This window comes from Kaistia nematophila (assembly GCF_026343855.1).
In the GTDB taxonomy this organism is placed as follows: Bacteria; Pseudomonadota; Alphaproteobacteria; order Rhizobiales; family Kaistiaceae; genus Kaistia; species Kaistia nematophila.
Map to the genome: position 1 here is coordinate 25009 of NZ_JAPKNK010000012.1, position 18189 is coordinate 43197.

General features: G+C 66.0%; 19 protein-coding genes. 12 read left to right on the forward strand and 7 right to left on the reverse strand.

From position 1 onward, the window contains the following. Positions 1–2 precede the first annotated feature (2 nt). A complete protein-coding gene (modA, locus tag OSH07_RS21370; RefSeq protein WP_266340726.1) occupies positions 3–809 on the reverse strand; it encodes a molybdate ABC transporter substrate-binding protein in 807 nt (268 codons plus the stop codon). Between the two features lie 157 nt (positions 810–966). Here modA and OSH07_RS21375 point away from each other — a divergent pair, with 157 nt between their 5' ends. After that, on the forward strand, positions 967–1587 hold the full coding sequence (locus OSH07_RS21375; protein ID WP_266340727.1) for a glutathione S-transferase family protein: 621 nt from the start codon (positions 967–969) through the stop codon (positions 1585–1587). 206 nt (positions 1588–1793) lie between these two features. Beyond that, positions 1794–2027, forward strand: a complete 234-nt coding sequence (locus OSH07_RS21380; protein WP_266340728.1) for a hypothetical protein — start codon at positions 1794–1796, stop codon at positions 2025–2027. A 120-nt stretch (positions 2028–2147) separates the two neighbouring features. Here the strand turns inward: OSH07_RS21380 and OSH07_RS21385 are convergent, their stop codons facing one another. Next, the gene (locus OSH07_RS21385) at positions 2148–2501 is read right to left on the reverse strand and encodes a DMT family protein (protein ID WP_266340729.1); all 354 of its coding nucleotides are present in this window, start codon (positions 2499–2501) and stop codon (positions 2148–2150) included. A gap of 176 nt (positions 2502–2677) precedes the next feature. On the opposite strand from OSH07_RS21385, the gene OSH07_RS21390 reads away from it, so the two are divergent. Together OSH07_RS21390 and OSH07_RS21395 are read left to right on the forward strand one after the other, a co-directional pair. Then, a complete protein-coding gene (locus OSH07_RS21390) occupies positions 2678–2956 on the forward strand; it encodes a TM2 domain-containing protein (protein ID WP_266340730.1) in 279 nt (92 codons plus the stop codon). A gap of 88 nt (positions 2957–3044) precedes the next feature. Next, positions 3045–3872 carry an SDR family NAD(P)-dependent oxidoreductase gene (locus tag OSH07_RS21395; RefSeq protein WP_266340731.1) on the forward strand — a complete coding sequence of 276 codons (828 nt, stop codon included), beginning with the start codon at positions 3045–3047 and terminating at the stop codon, positions 3870–3872. Positions 3873–4095: 223 nt separating this feature from the next. Here the strand turns inward: OSH07_RS21395 and mmsB are convergent, their stop codons facing one another. The 3 genes from mmsB to chvE all read right to left on the reverse strand — a co-directional run bounded on the left by mmsB (position 4096) and on the right by chvE (position 8086). Further along, entirely contained in the window at positions 4096–5382 is a 1287-nt protein-coding gene (gene mmsB, locus OSH07_RS21400) for a multiple monosaccharide ABC transporter permease (protein ID WP_266340732.1), read from the reverse strand. Continuing rightward, entirely contained in the window at positions 5382–6914 is a 1533-nt protein-coding gene (gene mmsA, locus OSH07_RS21405; protein ID WP_266340733.1) for a multiple monosaccharide ABC transporter ATP-binding protein, read from the reverse strand. The genes mmsB and mmsA overlap by 1 nt, the downstream gene beginning before the upstream one ends. 104 nt (positions 6915–7018) lie before the next feature. Then, positions 7019–8086, reverse strand: a complete 1068-nt coding sequence (gene chvE, locus OSH07_RS21410) for a multiple monosaccharide ABC transporter substrate-binding protein (RefSeq protein ID WP_266340734.1) — start codon at positions 8084–8086, stop codon at positions 7019–7021. Positions 8087–8591: 505 nt separating this feature from the next. On the opposite strand from chvE, the gene OSH07_RS21415 reads away from it, so the two are divergent. The 3 genes from OSH07_RS21415 (at position 8592) to OSH07_RS21425 (ending at position 10671) form a co-directional block, all read left to right on the forward strand. Further along, positions 8592–9317 (forward strand): phytochelatin synthase family protein, encoded by a 726-nt coding sequence (locus tag OSH07_RS21415; RefSeq protein WP_266340735.1) that lies wholly within the window; start codon positions 8592–8594, stop codon positions 9315–9317. Positions 9318–9452: 135 nt separating this feature from the next. Then, the gene (locus OSH07_RS21420) at positions 9453–9758 is read left to right on the forward strand and encodes a hypothetical protein (protein ID WP_266340736.1); all 306 of its coding nucleotides are present in this window, start codon (positions 9453–9455) and stop codon (positions 9756–9758) included. Between the two features lie 196 nt (positions 9759–9954). Next, a complete protein-coding gene (locus OSH07_RS21425; protein ID WP_266340737.1) occupies positions 9955–10671 on the forward strand; it encodes an MgtC/SapB family protein in 717 nt (238 codons plus the stop codon). Positions 10672–10738: 67 nt separating this feature from the next. On the opposite strand, the gene uvrB is transcribed toward OSH07_RS21425, so the two are convergent. Next, positions 10739–13570, reverse strand: a complete 2832-nt coding sequence (gene uvrB / locus OSH07_RS21430; protein WP_266340738.1) for an excinuclease ABC subunit UvrB — start codon at positions 13568–13570, stop codon at positions 10739–10741. Between the two features lie 97 nt (positions 13571–13667). Here uvrB and OSH07_RS21435 point away from each other — a divergent pair, with 97 nt between their 5' ends. Both OSH07_RS21435 and OSH07_RS21440 read left to right on the forward strand, forming a co-directional pair. Beyond that, positions 13668–14462: an AraC family transcriptional regulator gene (locus tag OSH07_RS21435; RefSeq protein ID WP_266340739.1), complete on the forward strand. Its 795-nt coding sequence runs from the start codon at positions 13668–13670 to the stop codon at positions 14460–14462. 60 nt (positions 14463–14522) lie between these two features. Then, a complete protein-coding gene (locus tag OSH07_RS21440; RefSeq protein ID WP_266340740.1) occupies positions 14523–15491 on the forward strand; it encodes a DMT family transporter in 969 nt (322 codons plus the stop codon). Here the strand turns inward: OSH07_RS21440 and OSH07_RS21445 are convergent. Further along, a complete protein-coding gene (locus OSH07_RS21445; protein WP_266340741.1) occupies positions 15466–16491 on the reverse strand; it encodes an Ldh family oxidoreductase in 1026 nt (341 codons plus the stop codon). The genes OSH07_RS21440 and OSH07_RS21445 overlap by 26 nt on opposite strands. A gap of 241 nt (positions 16492–16732) precedes the next feature. Between OSH07_RS21445 and OSH07_RS21450 the strand changes: the two genes are divergently transcribed. Genes OSH07_RS21450 through OSH07_RS21460 form a run of 3 tightly spaced genes read left to right on the forward strand, consistent with a single transcriptional unit; the run spans position 16733 to position 18181 of the window. Further along, the gene (locus tag OSH07_RS21450) at positions 16733–17152 is read left to right on the forward strand and encodes a YciI family protein (protein ID WP_266340742.1); all 420 of its coding nucleotides are present in this window, start codon (positions 16733–16735) and stop codon (positions 17150–17152) included. Positions 17153–17191: 39 nt separating this feature from the next. Further along, a complete protein-coding gene (locus tag OSH07_RS21455) occupies positions 17192–17611 on the forward strand; it encodes a YciI family protein (protein WP_266340743.1) in 420 nt (139 codons plus the stop codon). A 30-nt stretch (positions 17612–17641) separates the two neighbouring features. Further along, positions 17642–18181 (forward strand): SRPBCC family protein, encoded by a 540-nt coding sequence (locus tag OSH07_RS21460; protein WP_266340744.1) that lies wholly within the window; start codon positions 17642–17644, stop codon positions 18179–18181. Positions 18182–18189 lie beyond the last annotated feature (8 nt).

Below are 18189 nucleotides of genomic sequence, written 5' to 3' on the forward strand. Positions count from 1 at the left end.
GCCTATTCCTTGGCGAGAAGGGCGAAACCCTGAGCCTCGAAACTGGGGCGAGCTTCCGCGGAATTCAGCCACTCCAGGAACGCCTTGGCGTCCGGGCTGGTCGATGCGGCGACCCGTGCGACAGGATAGACGATCGCCGGATGCGAGTCCTCCGGGAAGGTCCCGACCACCTTGACACCGGGCTCGGCCTTGGCGTCGGTGCCGTAGACGATGCCGAACGGCGCCTCGCCCTTGGCGACGAAGGCGAGCGCGCTGCGGACATTGTCGGCCTGCGCGACGTTCGCGGCAACGGAATCCCAGACGCCGAGGGCCGTCAGGGCGGCCTTGCCGTATTTGCCGGCCGGGACCGAATCGATCGAGCCCATGGCGAGCTTGCCATCCTTGCCGAGCGCCTCGGCGAGCGGGAAATCCTTGGCGATCGTCAGCGTGGCGGTCGAATCCTTCGGGGCGACCAGCACCAGCGTGTTGCCGAGCAGGGTCACGCGCGAGGCAGGATCGATCAGGTCCTTCTTGGCGAGATAGTCCATCCAGTCGAGATCGGCGGAGAAGAAGATGTCGGCAGGCGCACCGGATTCGATCTGCTTGGCGAGGTTGGACGAGCTCGCATAGCTGATCGCCAGTTCCTTGCCGGTCTTGGCCTTGTAGGCGCTGGCGGCGCCATCGAGCGCGTTCTTCAGGCTGGCGGCGGCGAAGACGGTGACGTCGGCGGCCCTGGCCGTCGCGGCGGCGAACGGGGCGACGAGCGGCGCGGCGAAGAGCGCGAGGCTGCCAAGGATGACAAGCCCGCGGCGGAGGCGATGGATCGACATGATGAGCTCCTGAAATCGGGTCGACATTTCTGCACGGAAATGTCGAGGGATCAACGCCCCGCCGATCGATCACCCAAGCTGATGGACGGCGCACGAATTGGAATTGGACGCGGTGCGCCCGGCCCGGCTAGCCTGAGCCAAAGAAAGAGGATGGATCATGGCCGCCGAATACACGCTCTATTCGATGCAGTTCTCGGGCAATTGCTACAAGCCGCGGCTTGCCATGCATGAGCTCGGCATTCCGTTCCGGATCGTCGATTTCCAGAAGGGCGCCGGCCAGACGACCAGCCCCGAGTTCCTGGCGCTCAATCCGAACGCCCAGGTGCCGCTGCTGGTGCTGCCGGACGGCCGGCCGCTGGCCGAATCGAATGCCATGCTGCTGCATCTCGCCGAAGGCAGCGACCTGATCCCGACAGACGCCTATGACCGCGCCATCTGCTACCAGTGGCTGTTCTTCGAGCAATATAGCCACGAGCCGGTCATCGCCGTGGCGCGCAACTGGCTGACCTACATTCCCGGCGGCCGCGAGACCATGGCGCACCGGATCGACGAATGGCAGCAGAAGGGCAACCGCGTCCTCGCCATCATGGACCAGTTCCTGGCGCAGCACGCCTTCTTTGGCGGACCGGCCTTTTCGATCGCCGACATTGCGCTCTATGCCTACACGCATGTCGCGAGCGAGGCGGATTACGATCTGGACCGTTATCCGGCGATCGTCGCCTGGCTGGCGCGGGTCGCGGCAAGGCCCCGGCATGTCGGCCTGGACTGGCGTCCCTGAGGCCGGTGACGACGGTCACAGACGGCTTCGGCCATCACGTCGTATAAAGCGTCTTCACGGAATTTTAACCGTGATTTCAGGCTCTTACTTTCGACACGATATCTGTCGAGCAAAGCCACAATCCATTCGAACCGGCGCCGTAGTCGAAGCTCTGAATAGGGGCGTGGGACGGGCAAGGCTGACGGCAAGATCGACGGGAAAAGACGATGCGCACGAATGATGAGAACCAGAGCCGCGCCGGGCGGCGCGAACGGGCCACACGCGGGGCTTTCTACCTCTGGATGGCGGCCTATGCGGCCGTCGTCGTTGCGATCGTCACCGTCCATGCCATGGGCGGCAACCCGTCGAAGCCCGATGACGAGCACCTGCAGCAGGCGATCCGTGCCGGCGTTTCCTACGGCACGGTCATACCGGTCGTGCAGGTCGACGTGAACGGATGATGCGCAACCGCCCTGCCCGCCCCTTCGAACGCGTCGAAGTCCGCCGGCAACCGGCCGGCGGCGAGCGCCGCCGGCATCACGATTCGTTTGAGATCGAGCAGTTCTGGCTGGCCGCCCCGCTCAGAACTTGTGAAAAATGAACGCGGCGCCGCCGGCGATCATCGCGAAGCCGACGAGATGGTTCCAGCCAAGCGGCTCCTTCAGATAGAGCCACGAGAACAGCGCGAAGACGACGAGGGTGATCACTTCCTGCATCGTCTTCAGCTGCGCCGCCGAATAGACGCCATGGCCGATGCGATTGGCCGGAACGGCGAGGCAATATTCGAACAGCGCGATGAACCAGCTGATCAGGATTACCTTGACCAGCAGCGTGTTCGGATATTTCAGGTGCCAGTACCAGGCCGACGTCATGAAGACATTGGAGATGACGAGCAGGACGATCGGAGCGATCGCCGGCGAAAGCAGATTGGGCATGGCGTGACCTGAGCTTGACGAGGGGCGGCGCGCACTCTGCCTGCGCCATGGCCGCCGTCAAGCTCCATCCGCCATCGCGAGTACACCCACGAGAATACACGCGAGGCAGGCAAACGCCGGCTTCCCTTTCCGCCGGGTTCCGCTAGGGTCCCGCCGACCATCAGGGGATACGGAACATGGCGTTGACGACCGAAGAAAAGATGCTGATCGAGATGCGGGTGGCGAATGAGAGCCCGAGCACCGCGACCGCCTATCTGCTCTGGCTCTTCCTGTGGTTCGTCTCGGCGCACCGCTTCTATCTCGGCCGCCCGGGCACGGCCATCCTGCAGATCCTCAGCTACTTCATCGTCATCGGCTTCGTCTGGGTGATCATCGACGCCTTCCTCATCCCAGGCATGATCCGCGCCAGGCAGGACGAGATCCGCCGCCGGCTGGAGCGCGCCGCGCTGACCTGACGGGCCCGTGGCGGGCGGGGCGCGCTCTGGACAATCCGGCGCGCGCGGACTTAGCTGCCGGTCCGTCACTACAACCCGGAGGCCCGCCATGACCCATCCCGCCCTCGCCCCGAACCATGTCGCCGTCATCACCGGCGGCGCTTCCGGCATCGGCCTTGCGGCTGCCAGGAAATTCCAGGCATTGGGCCTCAAGGTCGTCATCGCCGACTATCGCCAGGATGCGCTCGACGCGGCGGCGGCATTGCTTGGCGGCGACGTGCTGGCCATGCGAACCAACGTCTCCAGCCGCGACGACATCGAGCGGCTGAAGGACGCCGCCTATGAGCGCTTCGGCAAGGTCAACGTGCTGATGAACAATGCCGGCACGGATGGCGCCGGCCCCGTGCTCGGCTCCTTCGAGAACTGGGAGCGGGTGATCGGCACCAACCTGTTCGGCGTCGTGCACGGCATGCAGGTCTTCGTGCCGGAGATGCTGAAGGGCACCGAGCCGGGCCTCGTCATCAACACCGGTTCCAAGCAGGGAATCACCACGCCGCCGGGCGACGCCGGCTACAACGTCTCCAAGGCTGGTGTGAAGGTCGCGACCGAGGCGCTGGCGCATGAGCTGCGCAACCTCGACGGCGCCAGGGTCACGGCGCACCTGCTGATCCCCGGCTTCGTCTGGACGCACCTGACCAAGGGCGCGCGGACGGAGAAGCCGGCCGGCGCCTGGACGCCCGAGCAGACGGTCGATTTCATGCTCGCCTCGCTGGAGCGCGGCGATTTCTACATCCTCTGCCCCGACAACGACGTCGACCGCGCCACCGACGAGAAGCGCATTCTCTGGGCCGCCGGCGACATCGTCGAGAACCGCCCGCCGCTGTCGCGCTGGCACAAGGATTTTGGCGACAAGTTCCAGGCCTATCTGAAGGGGTGAGTTCCGCCCCGCCGATCCCAGCAAGCAAGCCCCTCACCCAACCTTCTCCCGAAAGCGGGAGGTCCGGTCAGCTCGTCATCAACCTCGCGGCTTGCGATGAACGCCCCCTCTCCCGCGGGCGGGAGAGGGCTGGGGTGAGGGCCTTCAACGGACCATCCCCAGAAGCAAAAAAGCCCCGCTCGGTCGAGCGGGGCTTTTTCCTTTGGCCACGGCGTGGAAGCCGTCAGCCCTTGTTCTTGTTGTAGACGTCGAAGACGACGGCGCCGAGCAGCACGAGGCCCTTCACGACCTGCTGCCAATCGACATTGACGCCCATGATCGACATGCCGTTGTTCATCACGCCCATGATGAAGCCGCCGACGACGGTGCTGATCACCTGGCCGACGCCGCCCATGGCCGACGCGCCGCCGATGAACACGGCCGCGATGACGTCGAGCTCGCTGCCGAGACCGGCGGCCGGCACGGCCTGGCCGAGGCGGGCCGCGATGATCAGGCCGCCGAGCGCCGAGAGCACGCCCATGTTGATGAACACCATGAGGGTGAGCCGCTCGGTCTTGATGCCCGAGAGCTGCGCCGCCTTGATGTTGCCGCCCATGGCGTAGACGCGACGACCGATCGTGGTGTGGCGCGTGATGAAGAAGAAGATCGCAACCAGGATCCCCATCACGACGAGCACGATCGGGAAGCCGCGATAGACGGCGAACTGGTAGACGAGGAAGAGCGCCAGCACAGAGACGACGAGCGTCTTGATGACGAAGAGCGTGAAGGGCTCGGCCTCGTAGCCGTGCTGCTCGCGGGTGCGGCGGGCGCGGAAGCCGGAATAGGCAAAGGCCAGCACACCGATGATGCCAAGCACGACGGTGGTCATGTGCAGCACGACGCCGGAGCCGACGATGGTCTTGCCGGCGGCGTTGACGACGGGCGGCACCAGGGTGAGCGGGCCGATGATGTCGGGCAGGAAGCCCGAGCTCAGCTGCTTGAACGCATCCGGCAGCGGGCCGACCGACGAGCCGCCGCCGAGCAGGCCCTGGCACATGCCGCGGAAGACGAGCATGCCGGCGAGCGTGACGATGAAGCTCGGGATGCGGTGGTAGGCGATCCAGTAGCCCTGCGCCGCGCCGATGACGCCGCCGATCACCAGGCAGATGATCGCCACCACCAGCGGGTTGGTGAAGAACCCGCCGAGCGGCCAGATCACCATCATCATGGCGGCGAGCGCGCCGATGAAGCCGGCGACGGAGCCGACCGACAGGTCGATATGGCCGGAGACGATGACGAGCAGCATGCCGAGCGCCATCACGATGATGAAGCTGTTCTGCTGGACGAGGTTGCTGAGGTTGACCGGCTTGAACAGCGTGCCCGTGGTGATCTGGAAGAACACCATGATGGCGATCAGCGCCAGGATCAGGCCGTATTCCCGGAGATTGGACACGAAGGACGAGACGGGAACGCGCGGCGCGCTCGGCACGTCCTGGGCAACGCCCGACTGCGGTGTGGGAGTGTCGGTCATTATGCTACTTTTCCTTCTCCGCGCACGATGGCGCGCATGATCTTCTCCTGGCTGGCTTCGCTCGCGGCCATTTCCCCGACGATACCGCCTTCATTCATGACGTAGATCCGGTCGGAGATGCCGAGCAGTTCGGGCATTTCCGACGAGATCACGATGATCGCCCTACCCTCGGCAGCGAGGCGGGCGATGATCGTATAGATTTCGTACTTGGCGCCGACGTCGATGCCGCGCGTCGGCTCGTCGAGGATCAGCACCTCGGGATCGGCGAACAGCCACTTCGACAGCACCACCTTCTGCTGGTTGCCGCCGGAAAGGTTGCCGGTCTTCTGGTAGACGTTCGGCGAGCGGATATTGGTCTTGCGCCGGTAGTCGTTGGCAACGTCGAGTTCCTTGAGGTCGTCGATCACGCCATAGCTCGACACGCCCTTCAGATTGGCGATCGAGATGTTGTTCTTGATGTCGTCGATCAGGTTGAGGCCGAAGACCTTGCGGTCTTCCGTGACATAAGCGAGGCCGCGATCGACCGCCTTGCCCACCGTCGAGACGTCGATCGGCTTGCCGTGCAGCAGGACTTCGCCGGTGATCTTGCGGCCATAGCTGCGGCCGAACAGGCTCATGGCGAATTCGGTGCGCCCGGCGCCCATCAGGCCGGCGATGCCGACGACCTCGCCCTTGCGGACGTTGAGGTTGATATTCTTGATCACCTGCCGGTCCGCATGCAGCGGATGATAGACCGACCAGTTCTTCACCTCGAAGAACACCTCGCCGATCTTCGGATCGCGCGGCGGATAGCGGTCCTCGAGCGAGCGGCCCACCATCGAGGTGATGATCCGGTCCTCGCTGATCTCGCCGCGGCCGAGCGTCTCGATCGTGCGCCCGTCACGGATGACGGTGACGTGGTCGGCAACGCGATTGATCTCGTTCAGCTTATGCGAAATGATGATCGAGGTGATGCCCTGCCGCTTGAACTCGAGCAGAAGGTCGAGCAGCGCCTGGCTGTCCTTCTCCGAGAGGCTGGCCGTCGGCTCGTCGAGGATCAGCAGCTCGACTTCCTTGCTGAGCGCCTTGGCGATCTCCACCAATTGCTGCTTGCCGGTGCCGATATTGGTGATCAGCGTCTTCGGGTCCTCGGTCAGGCCGACCTTCTTGAGCAGGTCGCGGGTGCGCGCCTCATTGGCGTTCCAGTCGATGACGCCGAACTTGGCGTGCTCGTTGCCAAGGAAAATGTTCTCGGCGATCGACAGCATCGGCACCAGGGCAAGCTCCTGGTGGATGATCACGATGCCCTTCTCCTCGCTGTCATGGATGCCGCGGAAGTGGCACTCCTGGTCGCGATAGATGATCTGGCCTTCATAGTCGCCGTTCGGATAGACACCCGAAAGGACTTTCATCAGAGTCGACTTGCCGGCGCCGTTCTCGCCGCAGATGGCGTGAATCTCGCCTTCCTCGACTTTGAGATTGACGTTCGACAGCGCCTTGACCCCGGGAAAGGTCTTGGTGATGTCGCGCATCTCGAGAATATAGGAAGTCATGCAGAGCCGCTCCGGAAAGGGGCATCGGGTGGGTGAGTTTACCTCGTCGCCAGCCCGACAAGAAGGGGCCCCGCCAAGGCGAGGCCCCTCCGTCTATGTGACGATTACTTGAGTTCGTCGGCCTTGATGTAGCCGGACTCGACGACGAGCTTCTCGTAGTTCGACTTGTCCACCTCATGCGGCGTCAGCAGGATCGACGGGACGACCTTGACGTCATTGTTGTAGGTGGTGGTGTCGAGGTTGGCAGGCTTGCCGCCCGACAGGACCGTGTCGACGAGCTCGACGGTCGACTTGGCGAGATCGCGGGTGTCCTTGAAGACGGTCGAGTACTGCTCGCCGGCGATGATCGCCTTGACCGAAGCGGTCTCGGCGTCCTGGCCGGTCACGATCGGCCAGGGCTGGTCGGCGGTGCCGTAGCCGACGCCACGGAGCGAGGCGATGATGCCGCGCGACAGGCCGTCATACGGCGACAGGATGCCGTCGACGCGCTTGCCGTCCGAGTAGTTGGCCGAAAGCAGGTTGTCCATGCGGGCCTGGGCGGTGGCGGCGAGCCAGCGCAGCGTGCCGACCTTGTCCATGCCGGTCTGGCCGGAGACGATCTTGATCGAGCCGTCGTCGATCAGCGGCTGCAGGACCGACATCGCGCCGTTGTAGAAGAAGAAGGCGTTGTTGTCGTCCGGCGAACCACCGAACAGCTCGACGTTCCAGGGCTTGGTGTCCGGGAAGCGCTCCTTGAGGCCCTTCACCAGCGACTGGGCCTGGAGGACGCCGACGCCGAAATTGTCGAAGGTCGTGTAGTAGTCGACGTTCGGGGTCTTCTTGATCAGGCGGTCATAGGCGACGACGACGACACCGGCGTCGGCAGCCTTCTGCAGCGCGTCGGAGAGCGTCGTGCCGTCGATCGAGGCGACGATCAGCGCCTTCGGGTTCTTGGTGATCTCGTTCTCGAGCTGGCTCAGCTGGTTCGGGATGTCGTCCTGCGCATACTGCAGGTCGACGGTGTAGCCCTTGGCTTCCAGCTGCGACTTCACGGCATCGCCGTCATTGATCCAGCGCTGGGACGTCTTCGTCGGCATCAGGACGCCGATCAGGCCCTTGTCTTCCGCATGAGCCGCCCCGAGGGCCAGCATGCTGACGGTAACTGCCGCAAGCGCGGACTTGAACAGCTTCATTCGTCTTCTCCCAATAGTACGACGTTTGCTCACGCGTGTTGGCCGAGCCGCCGATAATCGGCGCGCATCGTCTTCACGATCCTACGATCACAATGCCCGGCAACCTCCCGGCTGCGACTGCTCGGGTCGTCGCCCATCGGGCGGGACCGCGTCCAGCACGTCTTCGTATGATTTAATTCGGGTCCCAGTCAAACACGTTTTTTGGGCACGGGTATCCGCTTGCTCCAAAGGGTGAATTTGTTGGCATTTTCGCGCGCTCCGGCAATGGTCCGATGAATTGCCGGCAAAATGAGCAGCACGGAACGTCGCGTCCGCCTGAACGCTGCCCGGCCGCTCCTCCCCCGCGCAGCCGGCAGGGAGCGCCCCGGCACGGCGTCCGCGGATCGGACCGGCCCGATGAAAGGAGACAGGCTCCCGCCACGTCATCGGCGCAACCGTCCGGACTGGAACAACGCCGCGAAACGCGAGATGATCATCGCCAGCCAGTCCGCGTTGGAGCCGCATCATGATCGCGCCAAGCCTCCGCGTTGCATTGCTCGTCCTCGGCCTTTCGGCCGGCTTCGCCTCCGCCGAGACCCTGCCGCTTCCGGCCGGGCTGGTCGGCGCGGCGACCACCGACGGCGAGGCGCTGCTCATCGGCGCCGAGGCGCGCGCCGCCTATTTCCCTCTCGCTGACCAGTTCGTCACCCAGAAGACCCAGAGCTTCTGCGGCGTTGCTTCGATGGTGATGGTCCTCAATGCGGCGGGCGTGCCGGCGCCCACCGTGCCGGAATACGAGCCCTATCGCACCTTCACGCAGGATAATCTCCTCGACGCGCGGACCGACGCCGTCGTGCCGCGCGAGACGATCCTGCGGCAGGGCATGACGCTCGACCAGTTGGGCGGCGTGCTGGCGCTGCAGCCGCTCGACGTCACGGTGAAGCATGCCGGCGACGACAGCCTCGACGCCTTCCGCACTGCCGCGCGTGACCATCTTGCCCAACCGGGTCAGTTCGTCCTCGTCAACTATCTGCGCAAGGCGCTGGGCCAGCAGACGGGCGGCCATATCTCGCCGCTCGCAGCCTATGACGCGGAGGCCGACCGCTTCCTGATCCTCGACGTCGCCCGCTACAAATATCCGCCGGTCTGGGTCACCGCTTCGGACCTGTTCGCGGCCATGAACACACCCGACAGGGACAATGGCGGCCGGACGCGCGGCTATGTACTGATCTCGCGGAAGACAGCCAACTAGCCCGCCGGGAACCAGAATCCGCACATTGTCGAGACACGGCAAAGTGATGCTCGTTTCAACGGAACAGCCGATGCTGGAGTCCTACAATACCCGGTAGCCGCAAAACGGCTAGGTGCATCGATATTGGAGGAAAACATGCGCAGATGGTCCATGGTCCTGGCGGCCGCCGCTCTGGCGACGGCCGCCACCGCCCCCGCCTTCGCCGCCGAAACAATGATGCGGAAGGGGGAAACCGTCATGATGATGCCGAACGGGCAGATGGCCCGCATGATGCACACCGACAAGGCGATGACGGACGCCATGATGAAGGACGCAAAGCCGATGGATGGCTGCGTCATGATGATGATGGGTTCCGACGGCAAGATGTACATGGCGAACGACATGCAGATGGCCAATGGCAAGATGGCCTGCGAATCCGCCATGAAGATGAAGAAGAAATAGCCTCGCTTCCGCCCGTGGCCGCCCCCCGGGCTTCCCTGTTTCCGACGCCTCGGAGCGATCCCCCGGGGCGCCGCATCCGGCGCAGGCTCGCTTGCGCGTCCGGCCGATTTCGTTGCGAGTGGCCGTCATGGAACGTCGATGCGCCTCGGCTAGAATGAGGATCCGCTGATTCCCTCCTCACCCGCCGGGGCCGATCTTGCGTTTCATCGAAGTCTTCGAGTTCTGGCCCTTTCTCGACACCGTCGTCAGCCTGGCCGCCGCCTTCATCTTCGGAACGCTGGTCGGCGTCGAGCGCCAGTACCGCCAGCGCACGGCCGGCCTTCGCACCAATGTCCTCGTCGCCGTGGGCGCCGCCGCCTTCGTCGATCTCGCCATGGCGATCACCGGCCCGGCAGAGGCGACGCGCGTCATATCCTATGTCGTCTCCGGCGTCGGCTTTCTCGGCGCCGGCGCCATCATGCGCGAGGGCATGAATGTCCGCGGCCTCAACACGGCGGCGACGCTCTGGTGCTCAGCGGCGATCGGCGCCTGTGCGGGCGCCGACATGATCGCCCATGCGGCGCTGGTGACTGTGTTCGTCATCGCCGGCAACACGCTGCTGCGGCCGCTGGCCAACGCCATCAACCGCAAGCCGCTCGACGAGGAAGCCTCCGAGGCGACCTATGAGGTGACGGTCACGGTGCGCGCGGGCGAGCTGCCACGCCTGCGCACCCTGGTCGCCGACATGCTGGAGAAGGCGCATTATCCGGCCGGCGACCTCGAGGCGCACGATCGCGGCGAGGACCTGGCCGAAATCGTCGCGACGCTGGTCAACACCGCCGTCAATCCGAACGAGATGGACGCGGTCGCCCGCCGGATCGAGCGCCTGGCCGGCGTCACCCATGCTTCCTGGGCGATCAGCACCAAGGATTGAGCCCTCGCCACTGATGTTGCCCCCTCTCCCACTGCGTGGGCGAGGGAGCCGCCGAGCTTCGGGACGTCTATCGCCGCTTCGGCCCCTTGCGGCCGGCCGAGCTGCCGGGACGTCCGCCGACGGAGCGCGGGCGATGGTTCGTCGTCATCGGATCCGGGCGCTGCGGCCGCTCATGCTCGTCCGTCGAGACCGAGGTCAGGTTCGAGCTGACGCCCATCTCGTCGAGCTCGGGCTTGCGCGCCCGCGACGCCAGCGGCACCTCGGTGCGCTTCACCGTCATCTCGTCGAGGTCGTTCTTGCGGGCACGCGTGGCCGGCTCCGGCGGCAGGTTGCCGGCGCTTCCGTATTTTCGCTCGCCGCGATAGCCGCCGGTACGATCGTCGATCGCCGACTGGCGCGCCAGCGGATCGTCGGCGATGGCGAGTTCGGTCTCCTTGAGGCGCTTGATCTCGTCGCGCAGCCGCGCCGCCGTCTCGAATTCGAGGTTCATCGCCGCGTCGCGCATCTTCTTCTCGAGCGCGTCGAGATGCGCCTTCAGATTGTTGCCGACCAGCGCCGTATCGGCCATGCCGGCGTCGACGGTGACGTGATCCTGCTCGTAGACCGAGGAGAGGATGTCGCCGATCTGCTTCTTGACCGATTCCGGCGTGATGCCGTGCTCTTCGTTGTAGGCGAGCTGCTTTTCGCGGCGGCGCTCGGTTTCCGCCATCGCCCGCTCCATCGAACCGGTGACCCGGTCGGCATAGAGCAGGACCTTGCCGTCGACGTTTCGCGCCGCGCGGCCGATGGTCTGGATCAGCGACGTCTCGGAGCGCAGGAAGCCCTCCTTGTCGGCATCGAGGATGGCGACGAGCCCGCACTCCGGAATATCCAGGCCTTCGCGCAGGAGATTGATGCCGATCAGCACGTCGAAGGCGCCGAGGCGGAGATCGCGGATGATCTCGATGCGCTCCAGCGTCTCGACGTCGGAATGCATGTAGCGGACGCGGACGCCGTTCTCGTGCAGATATTCGGTCAGGTCCTCGGCCATGCGCTTGGTGAGCGTCGTGACCAGCGTGCGATAACCCTTCTTCGCCGTCTCGCGCACTTCGCCGAGCAGGTCGTCGACCTGGGTCTTGGCCGAGCGGATCTCGACCGGCGGGTCGATCAGACCGGTCGGCCGGATGACCTGCTCGGTGAAGACGCCGCCGGTCGCTTCCATCTCCCACGAGCCGGGCGTCGCCGAGACGTGCACCGTCTGCGGCCGCATCGCGTCCCATTCCTCGAAGCGAAGCGGCCGGTTGTCCATGCAGGACGGCAGGCGGAAGCCGTATTCGGCCAGCGTCGCCTTTCGCCGGAAGTCGCCGCGATACATGCCGCCGATCTGCGGGATGGTGACGTGGCTCTCGTCGGTGAAGACGAGCGCGTTGTCGGGCAGATATTCGAACAGGGTCGGCGGCGGCTCGCCCGGCAGGCGGCCGGTCAGGTAGCGCGAATAGTTCTCGATGCCGGCGCAGGCGCCGGTCGCCTCCATCATCTCGATATCGAAGCGGCAACGCTGCTCCAGCCGCTGCGCCTCGAGCAGGCGGCCCGATGCCTCCAGTTCCGCCAGCCGCAAGCGCAGCTCATGCTTGATCGAGGCGATCGCCTGGTTGAGCGTCGGTTTCGGCGTCACATAGTGCGAATTGGCGTAGACCTTGACGAATTTGAGCTCGTTCGTCTTCGTGCCCGTCAACGGATCGAACTCGGTGATGCTCTCGACCTCGTCGCCGAACAGCGACAGCCGCCAGGCGCGATCCTCCAGGTGGGCCGGGAAGATCTCGACGGTATCGCCGCGCACCCGGAAGGTGCCGCGGGTGAAATTGGCGTCGGAGCGCTTGTATTGCAGCGCCACGAGATCGGCGAGCAGCTGCCGCTGGTCGAGCTTCTCGCCGAGCTCGATGCCGAAGGTCATCGCCGTATAGGTCTCGACCGAGCCGATACCGTAGATGCAGGAAACCGAGGCGACGATGATGACGTCGTCGCGCTCCAGCAGCGAACGGGTCGCCGAATGGCGCATCCGGTCGATCTGCTCGTTCACCGAGGATTCCTTCTCGATATAGGTGTCGGTCCGCGGCACATAGGCCTCGGGCTGGTAGTAGTCGTAGTAGGAGACGAAATACTCGACGGCGTTATCCGGGAAGAACGCCTTGAACTCTCCATAGAGCTGGGCCGCCAGAGTCTTGTTCGGCGCCAGGATCAGCGCCGGGCGCTGCGTGCGCTCGATCACCTTGGCCATGGTGAAGGTCTTGCCCGAGCCGGTGACGCCGAGCAGGACCTGGTCGCGCTCCATTTCGGCGACACCGTCGACCAGCTCCCGGATGGCGTTGGGCTGGTCGCCGCGTGGCTCGAAGGCGGAGACGATCTGGAACGGCCTGCCGCCCTCCGACTTTTCCGGCCGCGGCGGCCGGTGCGGCACCCAGGTCTTGTCGCGGATCTCCGGCCGGCCGTTCTCGATCAGCGCCGAAAGCGCCGCGACGGTCGCCGTCACCGAGGACGACGCCATCGACTCGGCTTCCTCGAGGCTGATCTCGAGGCCGGAGACCGGATTGAGGCCGCTCGCGGCGCGCTCGCGGGCGCTGCTCGCAACGCCTATCGAGGTGCCGCGCCCGGACTTGTGCGTGTCCGTCGCCTTGTCGGCCTTCTTCTCGCCCTTCGATCCGGATTTCGCCTTGCGCTCGGCGTCGACCGGCAGGTCGACGAGCTGCATCCGCTCCGGCCGGGCGCGCGGCGCGCGCTTCGGCTTCGGGGCGAGCGGCTCGGCATCCGCCGCGCGCGCGATCTCCTCCATCCAGTCGGCGATATTGCCCGACAGGGGAGCCCCTTCGAGCGGAGCCTGCGGCGCTTCGCCGAAGCCGGTTGTTTTGGGACGCTTGGCCATGGGTACGAAAGTAGAACGTCCGCGCACGAATTTGAAGGGGGCGGCATGCAAAGTTTGCCACTTCGGAATGCCTAGGCGAGCCTGATATACTCTGCCGATGCGCCCGAACGCCCTGCTCAATCTCGATATCCGCAGCTACCACGGCACCAGCACGCCGCATTGGCACGACTTCGCGCAGCTAGTCCTGCCGCTGCGGGGGACGCTGGACATCGACATCGCCGGCCGCGAGCAGCGCCTCGACGCCTACCGCATCGCCTTCGTCGAGACCGGCGCCCCGCATTCGCAAGAGGGCGATTCCGCCAACCGCTCGATCATCGTCGACCTCGACCTCGCCAGGCTGGAGCCGGAGGTGGTCGACAGGCTCGTCGCCCGCCCCTTCCTGACCCTGACGCCGGCCGCGAACCGGCTGATTGACTATATGGGCTTCATAGCCGGCGGCAGCGTGGCCCGAAGCGAGCAGACCGAGCCCTGGCTGGCGCTGCTGCTCGATGCGCTGGTGCAGACACCGGCGCGGCCGCAGACGCGGCTCGCCGCCCTGCTCGGCCAGATCGAGGCGGCGCCGGAAAAGCCCTGGACGACCGAGACCATGGCGGAGCGGACGGCGATGAGCGTCAGCCGCCTGCACGCGCTTTTCCGCAGCGAGCTCGACACGACGCCGGCCGCCTGGCTGTCGGAGCTGCGGCTGAAGCGGGTGCGCGAATGGCTGGCGACATCGGACGTTGCCATCGCCGAACTGGCGTTTCGCGCCGGCTATTCCGACCAGAACGCGCTGACCCGGGCCATGCGCCGCGCCACCGGGCTGACGCCCGCCGCCTATCGCCGCCAGTCCCGCGTCGCGCCCGACGAAGCGGCGCCTGACGCGTCTGGCGAGCCTCGGCCTAAGATGCGATAGCTTCGGCCGAGACCCTGCCGGCAAGCCATGTCATCACCGGGTCTTTCCCGGGAGATTGACGTGACCAGCAACGGCAGGATGTGGGCTGGACTTGGCTGCGGCGTCGCGGCCGGAGCGCTGTGGGGACTGGTGTTCCTCGCGCCCCAGCTGGTGCGCGAGTTCACGCCGCTCCAGCTCGCCGCCGCCCGCTACCTCGCTTACGGCCTGTTCGCGGCGGCGCTGATCGCGCCGCGCTGGCGGCGGCTCGTCCGCGTCCTCGGTCCGCGCGAATGGGGAGCGCTGGTCTGGCTCAGCCTGCTCGGCAACATCGTCTACTATGTGCTGCTGGCGAGCGCGGTGCAGCTCGGCGGCATCGCCATGACCTCGCTGATCATCGGCTTCCTGCCGGTGGCGGTCACCCTGATCGGCAGCCGCGACCATGGCGCCACGCCGCTCACGCGACTGGCGCCGTCGCTGCTGCTCGGCACCGCCGGCATCCTCTGCATCGGCTGGCAGTCGCTCGGCTCGATCGGAAGCGGCCTGCAGCCGGACTCCCTTCTCGGTCTCGCCTGCGCCATCGCCGCGCTGGCGTCATGGTCGACCTATGCCGTCCAAAACGCCCGCTGGCTGGTACGCGTGCGCCACCTGTCGTCGCAGGACTGGAACCTGCTGACCGGCATCGTCACCGGCGCTCTGTCGCTCTTGCTGCTGCCGCCGGCGCTGCTGATCGGCGCGCACGGCCACGACACCAGCGAATGGCTGCGCTTCGCCGCGGTTGCGGCCGGCGTGGCGCTGTTCGCCTCGATCGTCGGCAATTTCTGCTGGAACTGGATGAGCCGGCTGATGCCACTGACCCTGGTCGGCCAGATGATCCTGTTCGAGACCCTGTTCGCCCTGCTCTACGGCTTCCTGTGGGAGCGCCGCCTGCCGACGACGCTGGAAAGCGTCGCCATCGTTCTGGTGGTGGCGAGCGTGCTCGCCTGCGTCACCGCGCACCGGGCGCGAAGCGATGGGACCGAACCCGTCAGCCAGCCCGAGGCAGGCTCATGACCTGATCATAGAGGTGGCGCGGGATCTGGACGCCATGCGCCAGGCTGCGCGCGCGCGCCTCGTAGCGGCGGACGGAAGGCAGTCGCGCGCCCTGGTCGACGATGGCCGAGAACAGCCGCTCGCTGCTCGCCTGGTTGTCGCGGACGCCGCCGCCGAGGATGGCGGGATCGAAGGCGATCAGGATCTCGCCATGCGCCGGTGCCGCCTTGACGCCGTCGTCGAAATCCATCGATTCCAGGCTGGTCATGTCGGCGATCAGCGGCCCGGCCAGGAGCTCGATCATCGTCGACAGCGCCGAGCCCTTGTGGCCGCCGAAGGTCAGCATGGCGCCGTCGAGCGCCGCCGCCGCGTCGGTGGTGGGATTGCCGTCCGCGTCGATCGCCCAGCCCGGCTGCAGCGGCTTGCCGGCCATCTTGTGCAGCGAGATGTCGCCGCGCGCGATCGCGCTGGTGGCGAAGTCGAACACGTAGGGATCCTGCCCGGCGCGCGGCCAGCCGAAGGCGATCGGATTGGTGCCGAGCGCGCCCCTGCTGCCGCCGGCAGGCGCCACCCAGCTATGGCTCGGCGTCATGGCGATCGCGACCAGCCCCTTCGCCGTCAGCATCTCGATCTCCGGCCAGAGCGCCGAGAAATGGAAGCAGTTGTTGATCGCGAGCACCGAGATGCCGACCGTCCTCGCCTTCTCGACGAAGAGCGGCATCGCCGCCTCCAGCGCCGGCAGCGAATAGCCGAACCCGGCGTCGACCTTGGTCACGGCCGGCGTCGTGTTCTCGACGACCGGCACGGCGGCGCGGTTGAAGCGCGGATGGTTGATCGTCTGGACGCAGCCGGGCAGGCGGAACAGGCCATGCGAATGGCATTCGTCGCGCTGGCCTTCGGTGATCACGCGCGCCACCGGCTCGGCCTGCCGCTCGGGCAGGCCGGCCGCGACGAGCACCGACTTCGCGATTGCAAAGACCTCGTCGAGGCCGAGCGTCACGCGATCCCCGGATTGTTCCATGCCCAATCTGCCCCTCGTTGTATGCATTCAGTCGACAGTCTCTAGCAGCGCGCCGACGGACCGACAATGTCGGCGATGGACGCTCGCCGTCGCCACCCATGACGCGTCATCGGGCGCCCGCAAAGAAAAAAATCGGCGCCCCTGTCGATCCCGCCACCTGTCGCTCGTCGTGACATGAGAGCACGATCGGCAGCCTCGAAATCCGACACTGCCGGCAGCCGCGATCCAGAAGGAGCAAGCCATGCGGTTCATGATCATCGTCAAGGCCAACCCGGACACCGAAGCGGGCGTGATGCCGGAGGAGAAGCTGATCGCCGATATGGCGGCCTATCACGAGGATCTCGCCAAGGCAGGCGCGCTGCTCGACGCCTCCGGACTGCAGCCGAGCGCCAGAGGCGCCCGCATCCAGTTCTCCCCCGGCGGCCAACGCTCCGTCATCGACGGCCCCTTCGCCGAGACCAAGGAACTGATCGCCGGCTACACGATCATCGAGGTGAAATCGCGCGACGAGGCGATCGAGTGGGCGAAGCGGATGCCCAATCCCGCCGGTGAGGGCAAGGCCGGCGAGATCGAGCTCCGGCAATTGTTCGAGCTCGATGATTTCGAGCCGGGCGAGTCGATCGACCGCCTCCGCCAGATGGAAAGCGGCGCGCGCGCCTGAACCGCCCCACAGACAGCAATCCGAGACGAGGACAGACCCATGCGCTTCATGATGCTGATGATCCCCAAGGGATACGAGACCGCCGAACCCGGCACCATGCCGGAGGCGGACGCCGTCGCCGCCATGATGAAATACAACGAAGCCCTGCAGGAGGCCGGCATCCTGCTGGCGCTGGACGGGCTGCATCCGCCATCCATGGGCGCCCGCGTCACCTTCCAGGGCGGCAAGCCCAAGGTCAGTGACGGCCCCTTCGCGGAGGCGAAGGAAGTGCTCGGCGGCTACTGGATGATCAACGTCAAGTCGCGCGAGGAAGCGATCGAATGGGCCAAGAAGTGCCCGGCCGGCGACAATGAGACGATCGAGGTTCGCCAGGTGCAGGAAATGGAGGATTTCCCCGCCGACGTGCAGGCCGCCGCCGCCGGATTCGACGACATGCAGAAGCGGGCCGGCGGGCGCTAGACGCCCGGCCTGCGACACCGGAGAAACACCATGCTCAGGTTCCTTCTCGTCGCGGCGATCGTGCTGGTCGCCGCGATCGGGGTGGTGCTCGCCTATGCAGCGACCCGCCCCGACCACTTTCGCGTCGAGCGGCAGGCGCGGATCCAGGCGCCGGCCGACCGGATCTTTCCGCTGATCGCCGACTTCCACAGCTGGGCGACATGGTCGCCTTACGAAAAGCTGGATCCGGCCATGCACCGCAGCTATTCCGGCCCGCAGAGCGGCAAGGGCGCCGTTTATGAATGGAGCAGCGACGGCAAGGCCGGCACCGGGCGGATGGAGATCGCCGACGCCTCGCCACCGTCGCGAATCGAGATCGACCTCGCCTTCACCCGACCGTTCCAGGCCCGCAACGTCGCGGCGTTCACCCTGGAGCCGGACGGCGATGCGACCCGGGTAAGCTGGTCGATGGACGGCGCGACGCCCTTCCTCGCCAAGGTGATCGGCCTCTTCGTCGACATGGACAAGATGGTCGGCCGCGACTTCGAAACCGGCCTCGCCAATCTCAAGGCAGCGACGGAGACGCGATAGCCCCGCCG